This window comes from Bradyrhizobium sp. CB82 (genome assembly GCF_029714405.1).
GTDB lineage: Bacteria > Pseudomonadota > Alphaproteobacteria > Rhizobiales > Xanthobacteraceae > Bradyrhizobium.
The window spans coordinates 7057569-7077773 of record NZ_CP121650.1 but is presented as its reverse complement, the minus strand read 5'-3'; the positions used below and the strand labels follow the sequence as shown (position 1 = coordinate 7077773).

Below are 20205 nucleotides of genomic sequence, written 5' to 3'. Positions count from 1 at the left end.
GCGCCCAGTATCAGGTTCAGTGAAGATTGTGGCTATTGTCGTTCCGCAAGGGCAAGAAACCTAGTCCGCAATCAACGTTATGTCGACGCAAAAGTGTCGCAATATTCGCATGTAGTTCCGATCGGCGACTTCGATCAAACGTGGACGGGAGACTGGAGACTTCAGTGATGATTGTCGGCTGGCCCAAACAAGTCTTGAGTGTTGTTCCGATCATCCTGGTGGTCGCGTCGGCTGGACCAGCGCGCAGCGCCGGCTGGGAGCTGGTGTTTTCGGATGAGTTCAACGGCGACAAGCTTGATCGAACCAAATGGGCGACCCGATACATCTACAACAATGAAACGATGGACCGGTTCAACGACGAAAAGCAGCGCTACCGCGACGGCCACGTGGTGTCCGGAGGTATGCTGAGCCTGACCGCAAAAAAGAATGAGGGGACGGACACGTTCGACTCTGCGATGATCCGAAGCCACCAGACATTCTATTACGGTTACTATGAAGCGCGGGTCTTTCTCCCCAATGCGCGGGGATCGTGGCCGGCATTCTGGCTCGAAGCCGATTACGACATCGACGGGAAATTCTGGCATCCACCGGAGATTGACATCTTCGAGTACGTCATCAACGGCGTGGAGGACAAGCCGAATATGCTGCACTCGAATGCCATGAGCAGGGACAAATGGACGCCGCAGTCCTACACGTATGCGGACAGCTCTTTCGTGCTCAAGTTCCAGGACATGGTCGGCAAGGACGACCTGAATAAGGATTGGCACATTGCCGGCTTCGTTTGGGCACCCGACCGCATTTCGTTCTTCTGGGACGGTCGCCTCATCTACACGCGCACATACCAGTGGCTCAGGAAGGACGGTCAACTCGGGCCGCCAGCGCACGTCGATCTCAATTTCGCTGTGGGCGGAGCAGGCTGGGCGGGCCGGCACGGCGTCGATGACGCTGCTTTCCCGCAGACGTTCAAGATCGACTATGTTCGTGTCTGCCAGTTCACGGCCTCCGAGCGGGGAGGTCGAAAATGCGGCCCGAGCGACGTGACGCCGGATCCGAATGATTTTGGCTATACGGCAGCGCTCAACGATATGCCAAAGCCGACATTCCGCAGCGTTACGCAGGTGGTTGCGGATAAGAAGCCCAATGCGGGGGTATTGTCGCTGAGCACAACCGATCCGCTCAAGATCGAAGTTCCAATCAAGATTCCCGATGACTATCCGACCGATCGAACGCTTCACGTGTACGTCTTCGACGAAACGACCGGCGCCATGGTCGCATCGGCAAAGAAGCCGCTGCAACAGATCTCTCGCAAAGATGGGGAGGATGGCGCGAGCGTGATCGAATTTGCGCTGCCGGCCGTGGCGCGCGAAGGAAACTACCTGCTGGGCAGCAAACTGACGGCTGAAGTCGCGGGCGAGGTCGGCCCCAAAGAAGTTCCCGTTACTTGCGACACCATGGTGGTCCAACCCAAAAAAGCCAGATCTTGTCGTCTATTGTCGCTGCATGTGCGCCGCTGATCGGTCAGGGCGCATCCAGCGTGAGCACAACTCGGCATGATCTTGATCGAGCCGGGTAGCGCTGCGGGCACGCTATCAGAAGGTCGGTCCGAATTTTGCTTTAACGGTGGGTGAGCCCGTCATGCGCGTTTGCCTACCACAATCGGTGTTTCTCAATGGTTGTCGTTCATGAACTCTAAGGTTCGGGCCGTCAGGCAAATCCTCCGTGGCGCATTGCGCGGGTGCCCGAGCCGGCTTTGCGATCATCGCACCTGGCGGAGTGAACATCCGCACGCATGGATGATGGCTGTCGAGGAAGAGGTGCTGGTGCGGAAGGCGCCGGCTCGATTTGGAGGTCGCGACGCAGGGTTCGGTGAAAGCGTTGACAATAGAATGCCCGAGCTGGGCGTTCTCAGCATGAGCAACGCCCGCATCCTCGGGCCCGACGGATGGCTCGTGACGGAGGACGGATCGCTGCTCTACGAGAGCACCTGGTACGGATCGTCGTTCTCACGCCATCCGCGATCGATTGCCTACGGGACGCCGCTGCCGCTGAGCGGCACCTGTCTCTCGCTGGCGAGTGACTTTGCCGGGGGGAACTATGGGCACTTCCTGCTCGATTGCCTGGGACGCCTGGCACTCTTTCAGAAAAGTGGCCTGTCGCTCGATGATGTCGATCATGTCTATCTGCCCAAACCGATGCCCGGAACAGCAGCCAAACTCGTCCACCGGCTTGGAATTCCGATGCACAAGTGTGTGTGGGCAGGTCAGGGCGACGTCCAGGCGGATCTCGTGATCGGCACTTCGTTTCCGGGCTTGCGACGAAACTATGCGCCTTGGCTTACGGATTTCTTTCGCTCGCAGGTAGCCAAGTCGCCGCTTCGTCACGACAGGCGCGTATACGTTCCGCGCAAAGGCCAAAGGAAAGTCGCCAACGAAGAAGAGCTGATGCCTGTGCTGAAGAAGTTCGGTTTCCAGATCTACGACTTCGACGACGTTGAGGATGAGGCGACCTTTTTTTCCGAATGCTCGATTGTCGTTGGCCCGCATGGAGCAGGCCTGACAAATCTCGCATTCTGCTCGCCGGGTACGAAAGTCCTGGAGCTGATACCGTCAGACCACGTCCATCCCTACTACTACACGATCGCAACATCCGCTGGCGCGGAATATTCTTACATCGTGGGAAACAGCGAGGGAACGCGCCCACAGGGAGCATTTGGGCCGAGCCCATTCGATTTCGAGGTTGCGCCGGACATCTTCGAGCACGCACTGGAAACCATCTGCCAATGAACGAGCATTGAAAATGGTCGATGTTGGTGCGCATGCGGGATTCCCTTTGTCGAAAAGGTCAATCGCCATCGGAGCTGCCTGGATCGGCGTGAGCCGCGTGGTGGTTGCCAGTCTTGCCTTCCTCAATACGCTCATATTGGCGAGAATGCTCACGCCGGAAGATTTCGGTCTGGTTGCTGTCGCGACGGCCATCATTGCAATTTTGACGTCGATGACCGAGCTGTCCCTGACATCGGCGCTCATTCACCACAAGGATCCAAGCGAAGATCAATTCCACGCCGCGTGGACGTTGAACGTGGCCCGCGCCTGCTTGCTCGCACTCTTGCTGTCGGCGCTTGCCTATCCGGTGTCACTGTCCTACGGCGATGGCCGTTTGATTCCGATCCTGCTCGTCCTGAGCTGTTCGATCGTGATAACCGGCCTTCGAAATCCGATGCTCGCAATGATGCAGCGTCAACTCGTCTTCTGGCAGGAATTCGTGACGAGTACCAGCCGGGCGCTCGCAACTATCCTTGTTTCCTCCGGCATCGCCATTTGTTTCAGGAGTTACTGGGCGTTGATCGCCGGAGCCGTCGTCGCCAACCTCGTCGATGTCGTCGCCTCCTATCTGATCCAGCCGTTCCGGCCAAAATTCCGGATAAGGGGCAGCCGCTCCCTATGGTCGTTCTCTGTGTGGCTATCGCTCGGACAGGCGGTCAGCACGCTGAACTGGCGATTCGATCAGATCATCATCGGATATTTTCTCGGAAAACCTACTCTGGGTCGATATGTGCTTGGCAGCGATCTGGCCGCCACGCCGACACGAGAAGCAACAAACCCGCTCGCCGGGACGCTGTTTCCCGCATTCGTGAGGCTGAGGGGCGACAAAGCGGCGCTTCAACGTGCTTATCTGTCGGCGCAATCAATGCTGTGTGCGATCGCCTTTCCGGCGGGGTTCGGCTTCGCGTTGGTAGCCGATCAATTCGTTCCGCTCGCGCTGGGTGAGGCGTGGGCAGGCGCGACAATCGTGATCCAGCTGCTCGGTGGTGCAATTGCGTTGCATACCCTCAGTGCGACCGTCCAACCCCTGGGTTTGGCTCTTGGACAGACGCGCAAGTTATTTCATCGCGACGTTGCGATCCTGATCGTGAGGTTGCCTGTCATTGTTGCGGGCTTGTGGGTAGGAGGGTTAGTTGGCCTGCTTGTCGCTCGCGTGGCGGTTACGCTCGGCGGTGTCCTCTACAACATGGTCCTGGTCCGCGAGTTGATCGACACTTCCGTCTCCCGGCAGTTCCTCGTGAATCTGCGGACCGCTTTGTCCACCTGCACGATGATCATTGTCGGTCTGCTGACCAATTGGACTTTCATCACATCTTTTGGCCATGAGTCCCACGTCTATGTTCGTTTGATCGTTGTTGTTCTCGTGAGCGCTCTTACCTATGTCGGGTCACTGTTTGCATTATGGCGGGCTGCTGGCTCACCGGTCGGGCCCGAGCTCGAGATCCTGCGAATCCTCGGCGCAATCGCCGACAGGCTTTGGAAACTAGGGAATCGTCAATGACAACCGCGGAGTCGGGTGAGCAATATATGAATGAAGGGTCGAAGCGCCGCGTTGCGCTTATTACGGGTCTCACAGATCGGGACGGTGCCAATGGCAAGCGCTCCGTTTGACCTGGCCGGCAAGACTGTCTTCGTCGCCGGCCATCGCGGGATGGTTGGCTCCGCGCTGGCGCGTCGGCTCGTGAAGGAAAACGTAGAGCTGCTGACGGTGTCGCGGAGCGAGGTCGACCTGCGTGATCAGGCCGCCGTCGACGAATGGTTCGCTGCAAGACGTCCGCAGGCGGTGTTCCTTGCTGCCGCCAAGGTCGGTGGCATCGTCGCCAACAATACGCTGCGCGCCGAGTTCCTCTACGATAATCTGGCGATCGCGACCAACGTCATTCACGCCGCGCACGTCAATCGATGCGAGAAGCTGATGTTCTTTGGCTCCTCCTGTATCTATCCCAAACTCGCGGCGCAACCGCTGCGCGAAGAGTCGATGCTTACAGGCCCGCTGGAGCCGACCAACGAGCCCTACGCGATCGCCAAGATCGCGGGCATCAAGATGATCGAGGCCTATCGCAGCCAGTACGGATCAGACTTCATCAGCGTGATGCCGACCAATCTTTATGGCCGCGGCGACAATTATGATCCCGAATACAGCCACGTCGTCGCGGCGTTGATCCGCCGCTTCCATGAGGCCAAGATGTCCGGGGCGAAGAACGTCGTGGTGTGGGGCACCGGCACGCCACGGCGCGAATTTCTCTTTGTCGACGATCTTGCGGACGCCTGCGTCCACCTGATGAAGAGCTATTCGAGCGGCGAGCTCGTGAACATCGGCACGGGCGAGGACATCACGATCGCCGAGTTCGCCCGCATGGTTGCGGGAACCATCGGCTATTCCGGCGAGATCAGCTATGACACCTCGCGGCCCGACGGTACCCCGCGCAAATTGCTCGACGTCAGCCGGTTGATGAAACTGGGTTGGCGGGCCAAGACCTCGCTCGAGGATGGGCTCAAGCTGGCCTATCAGGCATATCTCAAAGAAGGCCGGCGGACGGCGGAGTAGGGAACGCGGCCCGTCGCTGCGAGCCAACGGCCGCACATCCGTGCCCGATGTTGGCAGCTGGCCCGGCTACATCGGCGCGCCACGTGGTGATCATTCCGGAGCGAACCAGCATTTCGGAAGCACGACGTCATCCCTGTTTGCGACGTTCCTCCTGTCGAGATCGTGAGGGAATCTCCTCGCCGGAGTCCGGCGAGAAACGCGATCCTTGCGCAAGAATGAGAATTCCATGATCGGCGGGATCTCGAAACCCCTGTATTCGACGGGTTTGAAGTAATTGTTCGGATGAATGTGTACGACGTCGAAGTGCTTGGTAATCTTCTTGAAAACGGCTCCGATCAGTTTGAGACCGATGGGATTGAGAATTCTGTCCAAGGAATGGAACTCAATGACTATGATCCGGAAGCGCATCAGGTACTCCCAGCTCGTTTCAATGAGAACCTCGTATTCGCCGCCTTCAATGTCCATCTGGAGGATGAGGTCGCCAGCCTGAGGGCCCTTTCTCGACATCCAGTTCTCTAAGGTCATGAACTTGCCGTTGTCTTCGTTCCCGAGGAATTTTTTTTCGAAGTCCAGCAGGTCGTTCTGGATCGCAGGTGCATCCACCGAGAAATCGGCGAGGAAACACGGGATGCCGCGTTGGGAAAGTCCGAGCTCGAAATCAGAGACGTTGTAGACGCCCGGGGAAAAGCAACCGACGCATCCATCCAGGTCGTCCGGAACCAGATAGCCGCCATCGGCCGATCCGCCCAGTCGAATCAATTTCTTGTCCGTCGTCACGGGGAAGAGGTCCCGGAGGAACTCCCGGAGCTCGTCCTCCTTTGACGCGCCGGATATCATAACGTCGTTATCGAGCAGGCGTGCCTTTACGTAGTCCTTCAACAAGCCAATCATGCGGTCGACTCCGGGCTCACTAACGCATCTGGGTGTGGTTTGCTGCAACAAGCGGCATTCCTGGTAGGGCCTTTGCCCATGTTCGTTGCGATGAACACATTTGCCTGCCTTAAGACTTCGTTAGAGTCGATTTTTGTCATGAATATGTGCGGTGTTGTCGGTAATCGGCAGCGTTGCCGAGACTTGCCTTTGGCTGCTAAGGCGACCTATCCGCGCTCTGGAGCCCGGTCAGCTTCCGCGCCGGCGAGGGACCTCGAGGGAGACACGAGAGCGTGATAGAGGCGGAAGTCGGTGGACCGCGAAAGATCGAATCTGACGCGGGAAATTCGGCAGCGCAAACGGTCTGGCGTTCTCGCGGGCGGTGCGCTGACCCGTGGTTCACTCAACCGTAGCGCGTATCTCGCTGCAGTGGCGGAAGTGGATTTGGCGAATGCGAAATGTTGGCGATGCATCAGAAGCCGTTCGATGCTGTGATGCGACGGGTACCGAAGAGTTCAGGACGATGGCCGAAGGTCCCATAAAGGATTCTCGTACGCTCATTGCGGAATTGCAGGGCGAGATCGACAAGATCATTGGGCCTCATCTGGAAGGCGCCGGAAACTTTGCGCTGGTCGACTTCCCCAACCATCCAAACGTGGGCGACAGCGCCATTTGGTTGGGTGAGGAGACCTATCTGCAGAGGAAGCTCGGCAGAGGCCCGTCCTACGTGTGCACCTACGACACCTTCGCAAGGGAGGAGTTTGAGAGAGCCGTTCCTGTCGGACCTATCCTGATCCATGGCGGCGGCAATTTCGGTGACCTGTGGCCAAGTCATCAGGAGTTTCGGCTGAGGCTTCTATCGGAGTTTCCGGATCGCCGGATCATCCAGTTGCCGCAAACCATTCACTTCTCCTCGAAGGCAAGCCTCAAGCGGGCCGCGGAAATCATCAACTCCCACAAAAAGTTCCGGATTTTGGTCCGCGACGCCCAAAGTCTGAACGTCGCGAGAAAGGAATTCACGGCGCCCGTCGATCTCTGTCCGGACATGGCGTTCTGCCTGGGGGCGCAGAGCTCGCGAGCGGAAATAACGAGGAAATTGTTGCTGCTGCTTCGAACCGATCACGAGAAGGTGGAGCAGGAGCGCTCTCGTCCGCTTCCGAGCTTTGCAGTCGTGGAGGACTGGCTCACGGAACGGCGAGGCTTGGCGAAGTGGTTGTTTCTCAGGGCGGTGCTTGAGACGTCCCTTCTTCCGTTCAAGGGCAGGATGCCGTCCGGGCTCGATACGCGTATTCGGTGGTTTCACCTTTTGGCGTCGAGCCGTGTGGCTCGCGGAATGGAGCAAGTTGGATCGTCGGCCTATGTGATCACGGACCGGCTTCACACGCACATCTTTTGCGTGTTGTTGAACGTGCCGCACTCGGTCCTTGACAACAACTATGGAAAGATCAGTACGTTTGTCGATGCCTGGAGCAGGCCTTTCGAAAAGTTGAGCCGGCCATTGAGCACGAGTGTGGACGAAGCCGTCGCAAGCTTTCTGAAAATCGGCAAAAGCGGTCCGTCACCGTCGGATCAAGGATGACGGTCGGTCATCATCTTCCGTCCAGGCGGCTCGCCGCATCATGCGCGTCTACGGTTAACGTGGCCGTCCTCGTTGCCGTCTGGCCTGCGTTGTTTGTGCAGGAGATTGTCAGGTTGCTGACCCCTGTTGCCGTTGCCGCGCCGGTGATGAGTCCGGTGGAACTGTCAAAAGAGAGACCCTGCGGCAGTCCTTTGACGGACAGCACCTTCGGCATCATGACGCCGACGTCGCACTCAGCGTAGATATCGTGGCGGTAATCGTCGCCCGCGGTGGCTGAAAGGGCACCTGTCGTCACTCGTGGGCCGCGGTTGATGGAGAATCGCAAAGGCTCCATCGTCGAGCCGTCGGCCTTGTAGCCATAGACGACGACGTGAGACCGCCCGGCATTGCCCCTGCCGGTGGTGAAGTCCGCCTTGATCGTGCGCGACGCCGGGTCGTACGAAATTCCCACCGGAAATTGCGTAAACGTCGTCTGCTCCGTCATGCCCGGTTCGGAGCTTTCATAGGGCACGACCTGGACGAATTCCGTAACGCTCGCATCACCCCAGAGGGCTTTGGCGCTCGGCAGCACAACCTTGCCGTTGCCGCCATAGTCGACATTAAGGTCTGCAACCGAAACCAGCGGCCTCCAATGCGTAACGCCTGTTGTCCGCCAGCCGCGGATCCAGTCGACATCGAGATAGGCCCCGGCTGCCGAGCCAGCCCACGCCTCGGCGTGATACGCTTCGCCCGCGAACGTATTGTTGAATATGTGTGACGTCAGCAGCACAAATGAGGGCATATTCTTGGTATTGGAGTCCACACCGACGAACTGGGCTCGAAGCGCGCCGTCGACATACAGCTGGGTGTTCCCTCCGTTTCGAAAGACAAAGCTGAAGACATGGAACGTGTCGTCCATGTAGTTGAATGGTCCGGCGCTGTTGTCGGTCGAGATTGTCCCCGAGGTGTGGACGATGTTGCTGAAGTGCATGCCTTGGGAGTTGCACTCAAGATCCCACTCATTGCCGGTCGGATTGAGCACAGGGGTGACTGAGTAGGTCCAGAATGACGGATGAAAGCCGGCCGGATTTGTAAGCCTGGAGCTGAGCCTGGCACGAATCTCGATGATCACGGCGTTGGTGGTCGGATAGTATGCAAATGCCCCCGCGGTATGGATCATCGCGGAGAGGTGTGGGCGGTCGCCTCCGTTGATGGACCGGTCTGTCGGCGTAAGGAACGCCTGCTCGTGCGCTGTTGCCTTGCGCGCTCCGAGCCGAAGCACCGAGCGGGAAACCGACATGTTGTCGAAACCAACCGCGACGCCGCGGTTGCCGTCTTTATAGCCTGTCGTCAGCGGGTCGGCATCGAAGGCTGTCCCTAGCGACGTGGTATTGCCGCGGATGCCCGGATGATAGGCGCCAGTCGGGAAGAACTTGCCGCGAGGATTTGCTGGGCCAACAATGTCGAGTCTGTCAAAATCATCACCCCAGGACAGCGTATAGCCCGCATAAAGCCCACTGCCATTCTGGCCGACGACGGCACCACCGACCACCTCGGCGCTTCGCCTCAAGGGTTGGATGGATTGCAGCCATTGCCGCAGACCTTCACGGCTCACGCCCATATAAAGTGCCGAGCCACCGATAACCAACGATGCGGCGAACAGTAATGCCATGGGGCCGTTGGTTCGACGCTTTGATGGCATCCGTGCCTCTCTTGGCTTGAGACCGTTGCGCCAAGCGCCCGATTGCGGACCGGTTTGGCGTGTAGCCGTGGAATTCGCCGTGCTGAGGGAATAGGAATGTGAAAACATGGCCGACAGCAAGGCAGATCCCAGCGGGTGCCTCGTCCTTGTCAACAGAGACAGGTTCGCGTTAATCGTTTCGAGTTCATGTGCAATATGGTTCCAAGCAACAGCGCCGGACTGACTATCCAATGAGCGGCAATCTCAGAATTGTGGCGATCAGCTTGGCTGGTTCCCATCGCCGCGAGCGTGCGGGTGCAAACCTGGATGCGCTTGGTATTCCGTGGACCTTCTTTGATGCCTTGCGTGTGCCCGCCGAGGGGCTCCCACAATATGACGAAGCGCTGGCCATCCGCTTTTGGGGCAGGGGCCTTTCTCGAGCCGAGATCGGCTGCGCTGCGAGCCATATGAGCATCCTGGCGCAATTGGCGGCGTCAGACGCGAACGAGTCCTGGGCTCTCGTGATGGAAGACGATGTCGTTCTCGACGATGGATTCAGCTTTCGATCGCTCCCGGATATCTGCAAGGCTGCCGAGATCGGCTATCTCCGGCTGTATGGGCGACACATGGCGCCATGCAAGCACGTCGCCTGGCTGGATCAGCGGGAGTTGGTGCGGTTTGAGCGCGCGCCAATGGGAACGCAGGCGTATCTGATCTCCAGCCGCGCTGCGCGTCGATTCATCGACAGCGTGACGACGATCCATCGGCCAGTCGACTGGGAGATGGACCGGTTTTGGGCAAATGGCCTCTACAACTATGCCCTGTTTCCTTTCCCGTGCCTTGAACTGGCGTTGCCGTCGTCGATTGCAAAGGCGGCAGAGTCTGTCCGCGCGCCGACGGCGATCGACAGAGCGGTATGGTTTGCGTGGAAATCAAAGGAATATGTTCTGCGCTTGTCGGAAAATATTCGTCTTCGCCAGTCCGACAAACGGATTCGCGCCCGCCTTGCCGGCGCAACCAGTCTTCACGGGCAAATGCCCGAGACAATTCGCAGGATCAAAAGCGTGTAATTGACGCCTGGAGGCGTGCGACGAGGAGGGGCGCCTTTGCGCCGTCGCGCACTCAGGCGTGCTTGCGCCGGATGACGCTGCCGAACCTCAGGAGCGGCTTGAGGAGTTCTGCCCTGTTGAACCGGAGCATGATCAGCCGATATGCAAGCCAGGAAGGGCTCAAGAATAACGCAGTGAACCAGACGATATGAGACGCTGCGGTGCTCCATCCTGTCGTGCTGGTCGCGGCTAGCCATATCCCACGGCGCAGAAGTGAACCTGACGTGTCCGCGTCCTGTCCGACATACCCCAGTCCCAATTTACGCGACGCGAGGCGATAGTTGACAAAGACGATCTCGTTATCGATTGGCCTCGTAGCTTGCACGTGCATCGACTTCCTGTCGCAATGCGCCTTCAGGATGTCGAACTCGGCAACGCGAAACCCGATCTGCCTGCGGAAATCGGGAAAGCGCTGCGCGCGGCCCCTCGCGTCATTCCGACTGATATTTCTGCCGTGAAGCCGATATTGCCCCAAGGTTGCCTGCACCGTGACCACGTTCCCATAGAGAGGCGCGATCGTGTTGAGGGCACCATCGTATCCGACTGGCGGATTGAGAGGGACGACTTGGCGAAGAAACTCCCTGGAATACGCATTTCCCGACATGACTGGCCAGATATACGTTCCCGACTGGACGAATTCTGTGCGCACGTCGTCTGGCGTGTAGGATTTGGGAAACGCACAAAACGAGCGCCCAAGTCGCCTGCCCGCGCCATCGATGATTTCCAGATTGAATTGAACTTTCGAGACGCCCTCGCGCCAATGCGCAGCGACGTTTTCCACCGCCGTCGGCAGCAGGATATCGTCCGCATCGAGGAATAGCAGCACATCGCCCGTCGCTTCGCGGTACCCGACCTCGAATGCTGCGATGTTGCCTTGATTTGCCTGAAATATGGCTCGAATCCTGTCACCATAGCCGGCGATAATCCGGCGGGAACCGTCGATCGAGCCGTCATCAACGACAACGATTTCATTTGCTGGACGCGTCTGATTCAACGCGCTGTCGATTGCCAATCCGACATACCGTTCATAATTGTAGACTGTTATGACGATGCTGATCTTCAACGTGTGTCGCTCACGAAATTCGCAGGTGTCAGGAGAGGCTATCAATCCATGCCTTGATGGGCCAGAAGTAATTCAAGGTTCGCAACGCATGGTTGGTGAGGCAATCGCATGAAAATCGCTCTGATCGATCCGTCTCTGTTTACCTGGCCGTACGATCTCAAATTAGCCAAAGGATTGACCGATATTGGGCATGCAGCCAGCATTGTCGGGCGCCAGCATGGGCAGAAGCCTTCCGTCGATGAAGACTTGTTTCTGGATCGGCATTTTTATCCAGGATTGCAGTCGCGCTTTTTCAAGAAACTTCCGCGCAACGTGCAGCTCGGACTGAAGGGCCTCAGCCACGCTGAATCAATGACACGGTTGATCAGGCGCTTCAGGAGAACGCCGCCCGATGTGATCCATTTCCAGTGGGCACCGCTGGCGATCGTTGACAGCCAGTTCATTCCCAAGTTCAGAAGGGTCGCACCAACTGTGCTGACCGTTCATGACTCGAATCCGTTCAATAACAATCCGAGCTCGCGGATACAACGAATTGGCGCGTTCAGGATTCTGCATTGCTTCGACCATCTTATCGTTCACACGACTGTTGCACGCGATCGCCTGCTGCGCGTTGGTATTCCGGACGAGAAAATTTCAGTTATCGCGCACGGATTGCTGACGGATCATATCGCCCGACCGGCCGACGAGCCTTCGGCCGCGGACGGTCGCTTTCAAATACTGCTGTTCGGCAAGATTAAGCCCTACAAGGGCGTCGACGTCATGCTTCACGCGCTTGCGCTGCTTCCCCGAGAGGTCAGGGCGCATTGCGTGGTGAAGGTCGTGGGCTGGCCGGAAATGCCGATGGAGCCGCTATTTGCGATGGTGAAGGACCTGCAGCTCGAAGACCATGTCGAATTCGACCTGCGATTCGTTCCGGAAGATGAAGTGACCTCGCTGGTCGCGCGCGCTGACATCCTGGCTTTTCCGTATCGGGATATCGATGCGTCGGGCGTGCTGATGCTGGCGATTGCGGCGGGACGTCCGATTGTGGCGTCGAACCTTGGAACGTTTTCGGAATGGCTGAGCGATCAGGCAGAGGGGACGCTCGTTCCTCCAGATGATCCGGCGGCATTGTCCCGGTCGCTCGAGCGACTGATTTGCGACTCCGATTATCGAAACGCCAAGGGGCAAGCGATGCTGGATCTGCGCGACGCCGTGCCGACGTGGACCTCGATTGCCCGCCTGACCGAGGCCGCCTATGCGAAGGCGGGCCGGCGTGTGAAGCCGCCGGCCAGCGTACAGGTTCTGCAGGATCTACGAAACTGAAGGGGTCATCTGCCAGGTTGTCTGGCGGATCGACAGGATGCCCCAGAAAAAGCCAAGCGCCCACGCGAAGTGCATCACGACAGCGGCCGGCAGCGCGAGCAGCCCGCAGAACGAGCGATGCTTTGCGACGATCTTCATTGCGGTCAGCGCCAATATCGCCAGATAGGCCGCCGGCAACGTCAACAGCACCGGTGCCACCGGAGACAGCACGATGGCGCAAATCGTCAGTGCAACATGAGTGGGTACCAGGAACTGGCGCAGTCGCAACGATCCGGGATGCCGTCTCACGGTTCTCGATCGACCGCGACCGTAGTTGAAGTATTGCCTCGCCAGGCTCAGAAAACCCGACCGCGGTCGATATGAAAGGCGGATGTCCGAATCCAGAAATATCCGGCCGCCCATTGCGCGTAGTCTGCAGTCAAACTCTGCATCTTCATTGTGAGTGAAGGTTTCATCGTAACCGCCGGCCCTGCGGAACGAATCGATGGTCATGGCCGCATGATGTCCGTGGTCGACAAAGCCGCTTTGCTTTCCGCCGCGATGTGCCGATCCGCCCGAACCGACCTTTGTGTCCGAGACCCAGGCGACGGCCCTCTGCAGGCAGCTGTCACCACGCGAGTCCATAGGGACCACGACCGAGTCCGCCTGGCGCTCGTCCAAGGTCTTGAGGAGGCTCGAAACATAATCCGCCGGATATCCGCAATGGGCGTCGCACCGCACCAGGACCTGTGCCTCAGCACCATAGGCCCGTACGGCCAGATTGACGCCGGCGCTCTGCAATCGCTGGGGATTGTGCAACAAATGGACGCCCCCGATTTCTTTGGCGAGCAAGCGGACAATGTCAGGCGTCCCATCGGTGCTGCCGCCATCCGCGACCACGATCGTGCGATCCTCGCGGAGACTATCCCGAGCCAGGTTGCGGACAACGGACTCGATATGGGAAGCCTCGTTCAATACTGGTATGACGATCAGGGCTTTTCTGGACACGGTTTAGCCGACACTTGCCGTTGCTTGCTCAATGTTTGCTCAATCCGTCGGCGGGCGCGGGGAATGTTCGTTCCATGATGCACGCCAAGGGACGACTCGACGGTCAGCCAAAAGAATGGCCAACTCGTGGCCTCTTGACTTGGTCTCTTCATGCCTCGGCAAATCAGCGAGCGTGCTTACAGATTGTACCTTGGATATGTGCTTGGTCGATCGCCTGAAGATCGGAAGCGAACCTGAATGGGAGAGGTGCGTGAGAATTGTTTTTGTGGTGTTCGCGTCGTTGTTTGCCGTGTGTCATCCCGCATCGGCTGATCCGATGACGCTGGATTTTTCCTGGCGCGGCGCACGTGGTTGCGTCACGCTGTTCCCGAATCCCGAGATCCGTCTGCGCAACGTTCCCGCGGGCGCCACGTCGATATCGTTCACGCTGACGCAAGGCGCCCGAGAAATGGGAGGTCAGGACGTTCCGGTTCCGAGCAACGGCATTTTGCCCTTTGGCGCGATCCGGACTTTCGGTCCATGCAATCCGGGTCTGTATGAATGGACTGCCTTGGCGAAATCATCGACAGGGCAAGTTCTGTCGAAAGCACACCAAGAACGGTTCTATCCCGCAGACGAGCCCGCAATGGAGAATGATTCGACAGCGATGCCGCCGGCTGCGGGCAGAGCTCGCGACTTGCAACCGACACCGGTACGCGAAAGAGCGAGAAGTCCGTCGGTTTGTTCTAGCGGTTGCTGACGTCAATTGCAGCATGCACAACGAGCATTTCGAGGCTTGGCAGCGCGCGTTCCGAAGTTCCACCCGCGTGGCAACATGATTGACCGTACCAATTGAGGCCACAATCAGTCTGGATAAGAATTAAGTGGAATTGGACAGGTCGGCGGAGAGTGGGAATAAGATCGTACTTTCGTGACTAGGAGTAAAACATTGTTGGCACGAAGGAAGCAGTTTCTTTTAAGAAATGGCGCCGGGGTTTTTGTTCGGCTCTCTTTCGAACTGATACAGGCCGTGAAGCGTATCACCGGAGCGGGAGCTCGGTTGGAAGCCGCGGCGGTCTCAGATCATCGATTTCATTGTCGAGACTGCGCTCAGGTGGAGCGATAGCGGCCCACTGGCATGATGTCGCGCATATGGCCGATAGCCCATTCATTGCAGGGATTGGATTGGGAAGAGGCGTGACGCATGTCTCCGTGGCGTCGGCGTCCGCTGTTGCGGAAACGGCGTTGAGCGAGGGCATGACGGTGTTTTGGCGCGCCAATCAGCCGATCGGCCATGTGCTGATGCATCAAGGCCAGATAACGGACGCCAAGATAGAGCATATCGACGACACGTTTCTGTCAGCCGTCGACGCCAAGGTGCGAATCTCGACGAAGGTGGGCCTCTCGGCGAGCGTGGTGATCTGTACGCGCGACCGTCCGGACCAGCTGAGCAAATGCTTGTTGTCGCTGCCGCGGCAGACCTATCCTCCACGAGAAATCATTGTGGTGGACAATGCATCGCGCGATCAGCGGACGCGGGATGTCGCGTTGGCCGCTGCAGTGACCTATATTCGCGAGGATAGACCCGGTCTGGATATTGCGCGCAATACGGGCGCGCTTCAGGCAACCGGCGACATTGTCGCCTATACGGACGATGATGTGCTGCTTCACCCGCGTTGGCTGGAGCAACTGACATGTGCGTTTGACTCTCCCGAGATCGGCGCGGTGACTGGACTGGTGCTTCCGGCCGAGCTCGCGACCGAGGCGCAACGGCATTTCGAGACGTATTGGGGATTTGGCAAGGGCTATCGCGAACAGGATTACGACAGCGCAGTCTTCCGATCGCATCGCGGACGGGTCGTGCCCGCGTGGGACATTGGCGCAGGAGCGAGCATGGCGTTCCGGCGCGAAGTGTTTCAGGCGGTCGGGCTCTTCGACGAGCGATTGGACGTCGGTCAGGCCGGCTGCTCCGGCGACTCGGAATACTGGTATCGATTGCTCGCGGGCGGCTACACGTGTCGTTACACTCCGGCGTCAGTCGCATTCCACTTTCACCGCGAGACAATGGATGGCCTGGCCAGCCAAATCTATCACTACATGCGTGGTCATGCGGCGGCACTTTTGGTGCAGTATGAACGAACGGGAATCTCGGCGAACCGACGTTTGGCTTACTATCACAAGCCGCGTTGGTATCTCTATCGGCTGCTCCGGAAATTAGTGGAAGAAGACAGTATTCGCGACCGCTTCCTGAAGGAGGAGCTGACGGGATATCTCGCGGGATTGCTGTTCTATCATCGCCGGAGGTTTCGCAGATGACGGCCCATCCGCGTACGTCGGTCGTGATCGCCGCCCGTGATGCCGAAGAGACCATTGCTGAAACACTCGGCAGCCTGCTCGCGCAAAGCGTCTCCGACTGGGAGGCTCTTATCGTGGATGATGGTTCGAACGATGGCACGGCCGCGATCGTTGCTGAACATGCGGCGCGCGATTCCCGATTTCGGCTTCTGAACTGTGATGGAGCAGGCGCTTCAAGTGCTCGTAACAAGGGAATCTCAAACGCGAGAGGCGAACGAATACTCTTCCTCGACAGTGATGATTGGATCGATCGATCCTTCCTCGCCAGGATGAATGCTGCGCTGGATCTCAATTCCTCGGCGGTGGCCGCCTATTGCAACGGTTGCCGGGTCATGCCTGACGGCGGCGAGACTCCCGTTCGCGTCGACCCGACAATCCAGGACAACGCATTTGAGCGTTTCGCTCGCACGTGCGCCACGTTCATCCATACCGTGCTTGTCCTCAAGAGCGCGGTTGCAAAGGTCGGTGGCTTTGAGACGAGCCTCCGTACGTGCGAAGATTGGGATCTGTGGCAACGGATCGCTCGCTGCGGCGGCAGGTGGATCCATGTCGATGAGAAATTGAGCTACTATCGAATAAGCGACCGCTCACTGACGCAGGACGTCAAACGGATGCTGGCCGACGCGCAGGTTGTCATTGCGCGCGGATTTTCGAGCGATGATCGCGTCGGCGAGCCGGCCCCCGCACACCAAGCCGGAGCCTCAATTGCATACGGCACCGCCGCGGCGGCGTACGCGTATTTCGTGCTCTGGTGCGCCGGATTTGATTGCGGCCGCAGGAACGCCAGCGATCCATCTCTGGAAGCGCTCAGCGACATTCCGAAGACTCAGGCGTCGGCGGACGATATCACCACCGTCCTGCTCGATGCCGTCATGGTGGGGGCAAGAACGGTGCCTGCCAAGTTGGCTGAACGCTGGCCGCAATACGGGAACGGGGTAACCAGCCTCATCTCAGCAATCGCTCGTGCGTGGAACGACCGCGCGGCGGGGCGAAAGTGTCAATACAGATTTGAGCGGAAAGTGCTCGACTATGACGACCTTTCGGCGCCCAGGGTCCTCACATTGACACTAGGCACGCGCGTTGATCTTCGCCACATCAGCACCATCAGGCCAATCGGGACCATTGATCGATTGTACGTCTATCTCTGCGATGGCCCGCGCATCCTGACGCTGGTCGATATTGGTGTCCTCGGCACTGTCGGCCGCCGCTTCTGGATCACGCTGGCTGCCGATGGCCTGGTTCATTTGCAGATCAAGGACCAGATCGGAAACCTGGTTCGGGCAAAAATCGCGCTCCACAAGCGGGCCGGACGGCTTCGATCCTTCGTGCGAGACGGCCGAGACACTCACCGGGGGCGGCTGCGCGAGTTGGACTCGCGGGCTTCACGCGAGGCGCGGTCGCTTGCCATTTCAGGCATCCCCGCTTCCAGCAGTCGGATGCGAGGCGCCGAAAGGTCTCAAGAGCCCGGACGCAAGCAATTTTGGGAGGGGCTCTTCGAGCAGGAAGATCCCTGGAACTACGGTTCGCCGTATGAACAGGAAAAGTACATCCGGCAGCTCGAGCTGCTTCCAGACCAACCGGTGGAGAACGCGCTTGAGCTCGCGTGCGCGGAAGGACACTTTACGCGGCAATTGGCCCGCAGGGTCAAACGCCTCCGAGCCGCCGATATTTCGACGAAGGCGCTCGATCGTGCTCGGGTCCGGTGCAATGGGCATCAGAATATTGAGTTCGCTCAACTGGATTTAGCCACCGATCCGCTGCCGCAGGACATCGATTTGATCGTCTGCTCCGAGGCCCTTTACTACCTTGATGACGAGGCCGAACTGGAATTGGTCGCGAAGCGACTGGCCCAGGCGCTACGTCCTGGCGGTTACCTTGTGGCGGCCCATGCCTTTGTGCTGAAGGACAACATGTCCCGAACGGGGCTCGACTGGGAGAGTCCGTACGGGGCGGAGACGATCACGCGGACCATCCAGGGCGTACCCGGACTTGCGCTCGACGCGTCGATCGAGACCGAACTGTACCGTATCGATCGGTTCAGGCGTTTACGCTCGGGCGAAGCGACCCCCGATGCGCAGGTGAAATGTGCGGCCGTCAACGCGCCGATCGAGGTCAAGGTTGCGCGATCCATCGTGTGGGGTGGCGCGGCCGCGCGCCGGTTTGACGTCACGCAATCGGAAAGACGCGCGCATGCTCCGGTCTTGATGTACCACCGGATTGCGGCTGAAGGACCAGGTGAACTGGCGCGCTACCGCGTGTCTCCAGATGCGTTCCGGCAGCAAATGCTATGGCTTCGCCGCAATGGTTACCACACGATCAATTCGGATCAGCTCGCCTGGTTCGTGGCAAACGATCATCCGTTCGTCGGCAGGCCGGTGCTGATCACCTTCGACGATGGCTACGAGGATTTCGCCGAGCATGCATGGCCGATTTTGCAGGCAAACGATTTCTCGGCGGAGGTGTTCGTTGCGACCGACTTCGTGGGAAAGCGGGCGGAGTGGGATGCACCGTTGGGAGAGCCCGCTTCGCTGCTCGATATGACCGGGATTGCCGCGCTTGCCGCCGAGGGCGTCTGCTTTGGGAGTCATTTGGCTAGCCACCCGCGGAGCGAGGCACTCGCGACCTGGAATCTCGCCGAGGAACTGACGCGATCTCGCGCACAATTGGAACAATGGCTTGGGCGACCGATAACGTCGCTTGCCGCGCCTTTTGGCGCCACCGATCAGCGGCTCGAAATTCTGGCAGCCGAATGCGGTTACAAAACCCTGTTCAGCACGGTCAGCCGGGCCGCCACACTGAAGGACAATTTGTTAAATCTGCCGCGAATTGAGGTCAGGGGCGAGTTTACGCTGGACGCATTCGCGCGTTGCCTGGAGCAATATCAATGAGTACGGGGACGCTCCTGGTCAGCGTGGTCATTCCCGCCTTCAACGCCAGTGCAACGATCGACGAGACGCTTCGCAGCGTCAGATCGCAGTCGCATCGGGAGCTGGAGATCATTGTCGTGGACGACGGCTCCACTGACAACACGGTGGCGGTCGTTCAGCGGCATTTGGCTCAGGATTCCCGAATAACAATAGTAGAACAGCATAATGCAGGGGTTGCGGCCGCTCGGAATGCAGGCTGGCAGGCGGCGCGCGCGGACTTCGTCGCGTTCATTGATGCCGATGATCTCTGGACGCCCCGCAAGATTGAGCAACAGCTTCAGACCTTGCTTGATGGAGGCAACAGGACTGGTCTCGTCTACAGCTGGTATGATTGGATCGATGCCGACAGTTGCGTAAGCGCCAGGTCCGATCCTGTGTTCCATGCGGGCGAGGTCCTGGACTATCTCTGTCAGGGAAATTTCATTGGCAACGGCAGCTCGGCACTGGTTCGCCGGGAAGCCCTCATAGCTGCACGAGGCTTCGAAAGTGGGCTCAGGGCATCGGGTGCTGAAGGCTGCGAAGATCTACTGTTCTATTGCCGTGTCGCGGAGACGTACCAGTTCGCGGTTGTGCCCGAGTACCAGATTGGTTACCGCTACCTGCCGAACAACATGTCAAGCAACATGACTCGGATGTTCCGGTCTTGGATGCTGGTCGCCGATGAGATCATGACGCGGCATCCCGGGCGCTCGGCGCTCCTTGAGCAGGGCTTCAGAAACTATGCGCGTTGGCTGCTACGGAGGGCTCTGACGGGCGGTCGATTGTGGTACTTCGCTTCGATCATTGGGCTCCTGTGCAGACGGAATCCCTTGCTGGCGCTAAGGATCCTTATCCACGATGTGCCGCGGGATATCGTGTCGGAAATGCGATGGAAATGGCGTCATCGGCGTCGCAGGGTGGTTCGACGCCCGGTTTCGTCGTTTGCTATCGGCGATCCAAATCAATCGCCATGACAGAGAACGCAGGCAATACGACAAGACCTAGAGCTGCTCGCCGCGCTG

At 58.6% G+C, this 20205-nt stretch carries 15 protein-coding genes; 11 read left to right on the top strand and 4 right to left on the bottom strand.

Annotated elements, in window-relative coordinates:
- The first annotated feature begins 167 nt into the window (after positions 1 to 167).
- The 4 genes from QA640_RS34295 to QA640_RS34280 all read left to right on the top strand — a co-directional run bounded on the left by QA640_RS34295 (position 168) and on the right by QA640_RS34280 (position 5370).
- Complete coding sequence (locus QA640_RS34295) at positions 168 to 1514, top strand: glycoside hydrolase family 16 protein (RefSeq protein WP_283042970.1); 1347 nt, start codon at positions 168 to 170, stop codon at positions 1512 to 1514.
- Between the two features lie 279 nt (positions 1515 to 1793).
- Positions 1794 to 2783, top strand: coding sequence for a glycosyltransferase family 61 protein (locus QA640_RS34290; protein WP_283037220.1), 990 nt, complete (start codon positions 1794 to 1796; stop codon positions 2781 to 2783).
- A gap of 13 nt (positions 2784 to 2796) precedes the next feature.
- Positions 2797 to 4323, top strand: coding sequence for a lipopolysaccharide biosynthesis protein (locus QA640_RS34285; RefSeq protein WP_283037219.1), 1527 nt, complete (start codon positions 2797 to 2799; stop codon positions 4321 to 4323).
- A 90-nt stretch (positions 4324 to 4413) separates the two neighbouring features.
- On the top strand, positions 4414 to 5370 hold the full coding sequence (locus tag QA640_RS34280; RefSeq protein ID WP_283037218.1) for a GDP-L-fucose synthase: 957 nt from the start codon (positions 4414 to 4416) through the stop codon (positions 5368 to 5370).
- A gap of 90 nt (positions 5371 to 5460) precedes the next feature.
- On the opposite strand, the gene QA640_RS34275 is transcribed toward QA640_RS34280, so the two are convergent.
- Positions 5461 to 6261, bottom strand: coding sequence for a hypothetical protein (locus tag QA640_RS34275; protein ID WP_283037217.1), 801 nt, complete (start codon positions 6259 to 6261; stop codon positions 5461 to 5463).
- Positions 6262 to 6763: 502 nt separating this feature from the next.
- Here QA640_RS34275 and QA640_RS34270 point away from each other — a divergent pair.
- Complete coding sequence (locus QA640_RS34270) at positions 6764 to 7819, top strand: polysaccharide pyruvyl transferase family protein (RefSeq protein ID WP_283037216.1); 1056 nt, start codon at positions 6764 to 6766, stop codon at positions 7817 to 7819.
- 10 nt (positions 7820 to 7829) lie between these two features.
- Here QA640_RS34270 and QA640_RS34265 read toward each other — a convergent pair whose 3' ends face one another.
- Positions 7830 to 9470 (bottom strand): putative Ig domain-containing protein, encoded by a 1641-nt coding sequence (locus QA640_RS34265; RefSeq protein ID WP_283037215.1) that lies wholly within the window; start codon positions 9468 to 9470, stop codon positions 7830 to 7832.
- A gap of 260 nt (positions 9471 to 9730) precedes the next feature.
- On the opposite strand from QA640_RS34265, the gene QA640_RS34260 reads away from it, so the two are divergent.
- Positions 9731 to 10549 (top strand): glycosyltransferase family 25 protein, encoded by an 819-nt coding sequence (locus tag QA640_RS34260; protein WP_283037214.1) that lies wholly within the window; start codon positions 9731 to 9733, stop codon positions 10547 to 10549.
- 52 nt (positions 10550 to 10601) lie between these two features.
- On the opposite strand, the gene QA640_RS34255 is transcribed toward QA640_RS34260, so the two are convergent.
- Complete coding sequence (locus QA640_RS34255) at positions 10602 to 11651, bottom strand: glycosyltransferase (RefSeq protein ID WP_283037213.1); 1050 nt, start codon at positions 11649 to 11651, stop codon at positions 10602 to 10604.
- Positions 11652 to 11759: 108 nt separating this feature from the next.
- Here QA640_RS34255 and QA640_RS34250 point away from each other — a divergent pair, with 108 nt between their 5' ends.
- On the top strand, positions 11760 to 12956 hold the full coding sequence (locus QA640_RS34250) for a glycosyltransferase (RefSeq protein ID WP_283037212.1): 1197 nt from the start codon (positions 11760 to 11762) through the stop codon (positions 12954 to 12956).
- On the opposite strand, the gene QA640_RS34245 is transcribed toward QA640_RS34250, so the two are convergent.
- Positions 12945 to 13943, bottom strand: a complete 999-nt coding sequence (locus QA640_RS34245) for a glycosyltransferase family 2 protein (RefSeq protein WP_283037211.1) — start codon at positions 13941 to 13943, stop codon at positions 12945 to 12947. The two genes, QA640_RS34250 and QA640_RS34245, sit on opposite strands and share 12 nt — an antisense overlap.
- Before the next feature lie 202 nt (positions 13944 to 14145).
- On the opposite strand from QA640_RS34245, the gene QA640_RS34240 reads away from it, so the two are divergent.
- From QA640_RS34240 to QA640_RS34225, 4 genes are all read left to right on the top strand, one after another.
- The gene (locus QA640_RS34240) at positions 14146 to 14682 is read left to right on the top strand and encodes a hypothetical protein (RefSeq protein ID WP_283037210.1); all 537 of its coding nucleotides are present in this window, start codon (positions 14146 to 14148) and stop codon (positions 14680 to 14682) included.
- 437 nt (positions 14683 to 15119) lie between these two features.
- Positions 15120 to 16238 (top strand): glycosyltransferase, encoded by a 1119-nt coding sequence (locus tag QA640_RS34235; protein ID WP_283037209.1) that lies wholly within the window; start codon positions 15120 to 15122, stop codon positions 16236 to 16238.
- On the top strand, positions 16235 to 19165 hold the full coding sequence (locus tag QA640_RS34230) for a trifunctional glycosyltransferase/class I SAM-dependent methyltransferase/polysaccharide deacetylase (RefSeq protein ID WP_283037208.1): 2931 nt from the start codon (positions 16235 to 16237) through the stop codon (positions 19163 to 19165). Before QA640_RS34235 ends, QA640_RS34230 begins: the two co-directional genes overlap by 4 nt.
- A complete protein-coding gene (locus tag QA640_RS34225; RefSeq protein WP_283037207.1) occupies positions 19162 to 20157 on the top strand; it encodes a glycosyltransferase family 2 protein in 996 nt (331 codons plus the stop codon). Before QA640_RS34230 ends, QA640_RS34225 begins: the two co-directional genes overlap by 4 nt.
- Positions 20158 to 20205: the final 48 nt, after the last annotated feature.

Excerpts from the sequence above, each read along its gene's own strand:
- QA640_RS34275 (WP_283037217.1), bottom strand. The coding sequence starts at position 6,261 with ATGATTGGCTTGTTGAAGGACTACGTAAAGGCACGCCTGCTCGATAAC.
- QA640_RS34260 (WP_283037214.1), top strand. The coding sequence starts at position 9,731 with ATGAGCGGCAATCTCAGAATTGTGGCGATCAGCTTGGCTGGTTCCCAT.
- QA640_RS34285 (WP_283037219.1), top strand. The coding sequence starts at position 2,797 with ATGGTCGATGTTGGTGCGCATGCGGGATTCCCTTTGTCGAAAAGGTCA.
- QA640_RS34225 (WP_283037207.1), top strand. The coding sequence starts at position 19,162 with ATGAGTACGGGGACGCTCCTGGTCAGCGTGGTCATTCCCGCCTTCAAC.
- QA640_RS34270 (WP_283037216.1), top strand. The coding sequence starts at position 6,764 with ATGGCCGAAGGTCCCATAAAGGATTCTCGTACGCTCATTGCGGAATTG.
- QA640_RS34230 (WP_283037208.1), top strand. The coding sequence starts at position 16,235 with ATGACGGCCCATCCGCGTACGTCGGTCGTGATCGCCGCCCGTGATGCC.
- QA640_RS34290 (WP_283037220.1), top strand. The coding sequence starts at position 1,794 with ATGATGGCTGTCGAGGAAGAGGTGCTGGTGCGGAAGGCGCCGGCTCGA.
- QA640_RS34295 (WP_283042970.1), top strand. The coding sequence starts at position 168 with ATGATTGTCGGCTGGCCCAAACAAGTCTTGAGTGTTGTTCCGATCATC.
- QA640_RS34280 (WP_283037218.1), top strand. The coding sequence starts at position 4,414 with ATGGCAAGCGCTCCGTTTGACCTGGCCGGCAAGACTGTCTTCGTCGCC.
- QA640_RS34265 (WP_283037215.1), bottom strand. The coding sequence starts at position 9,470 with ATGGCATTACTGTTCGCCGCATCGTTGGTTATCGGTGGCTCGGCACTT.
- QA640_RS34250 (WP_283037212.1), top strand. The coding sequence starts at position 11,760 with ATGAAAATCGCTCTGATCGATCCGTCTCTGTTTACCTGGCCGTACGAT.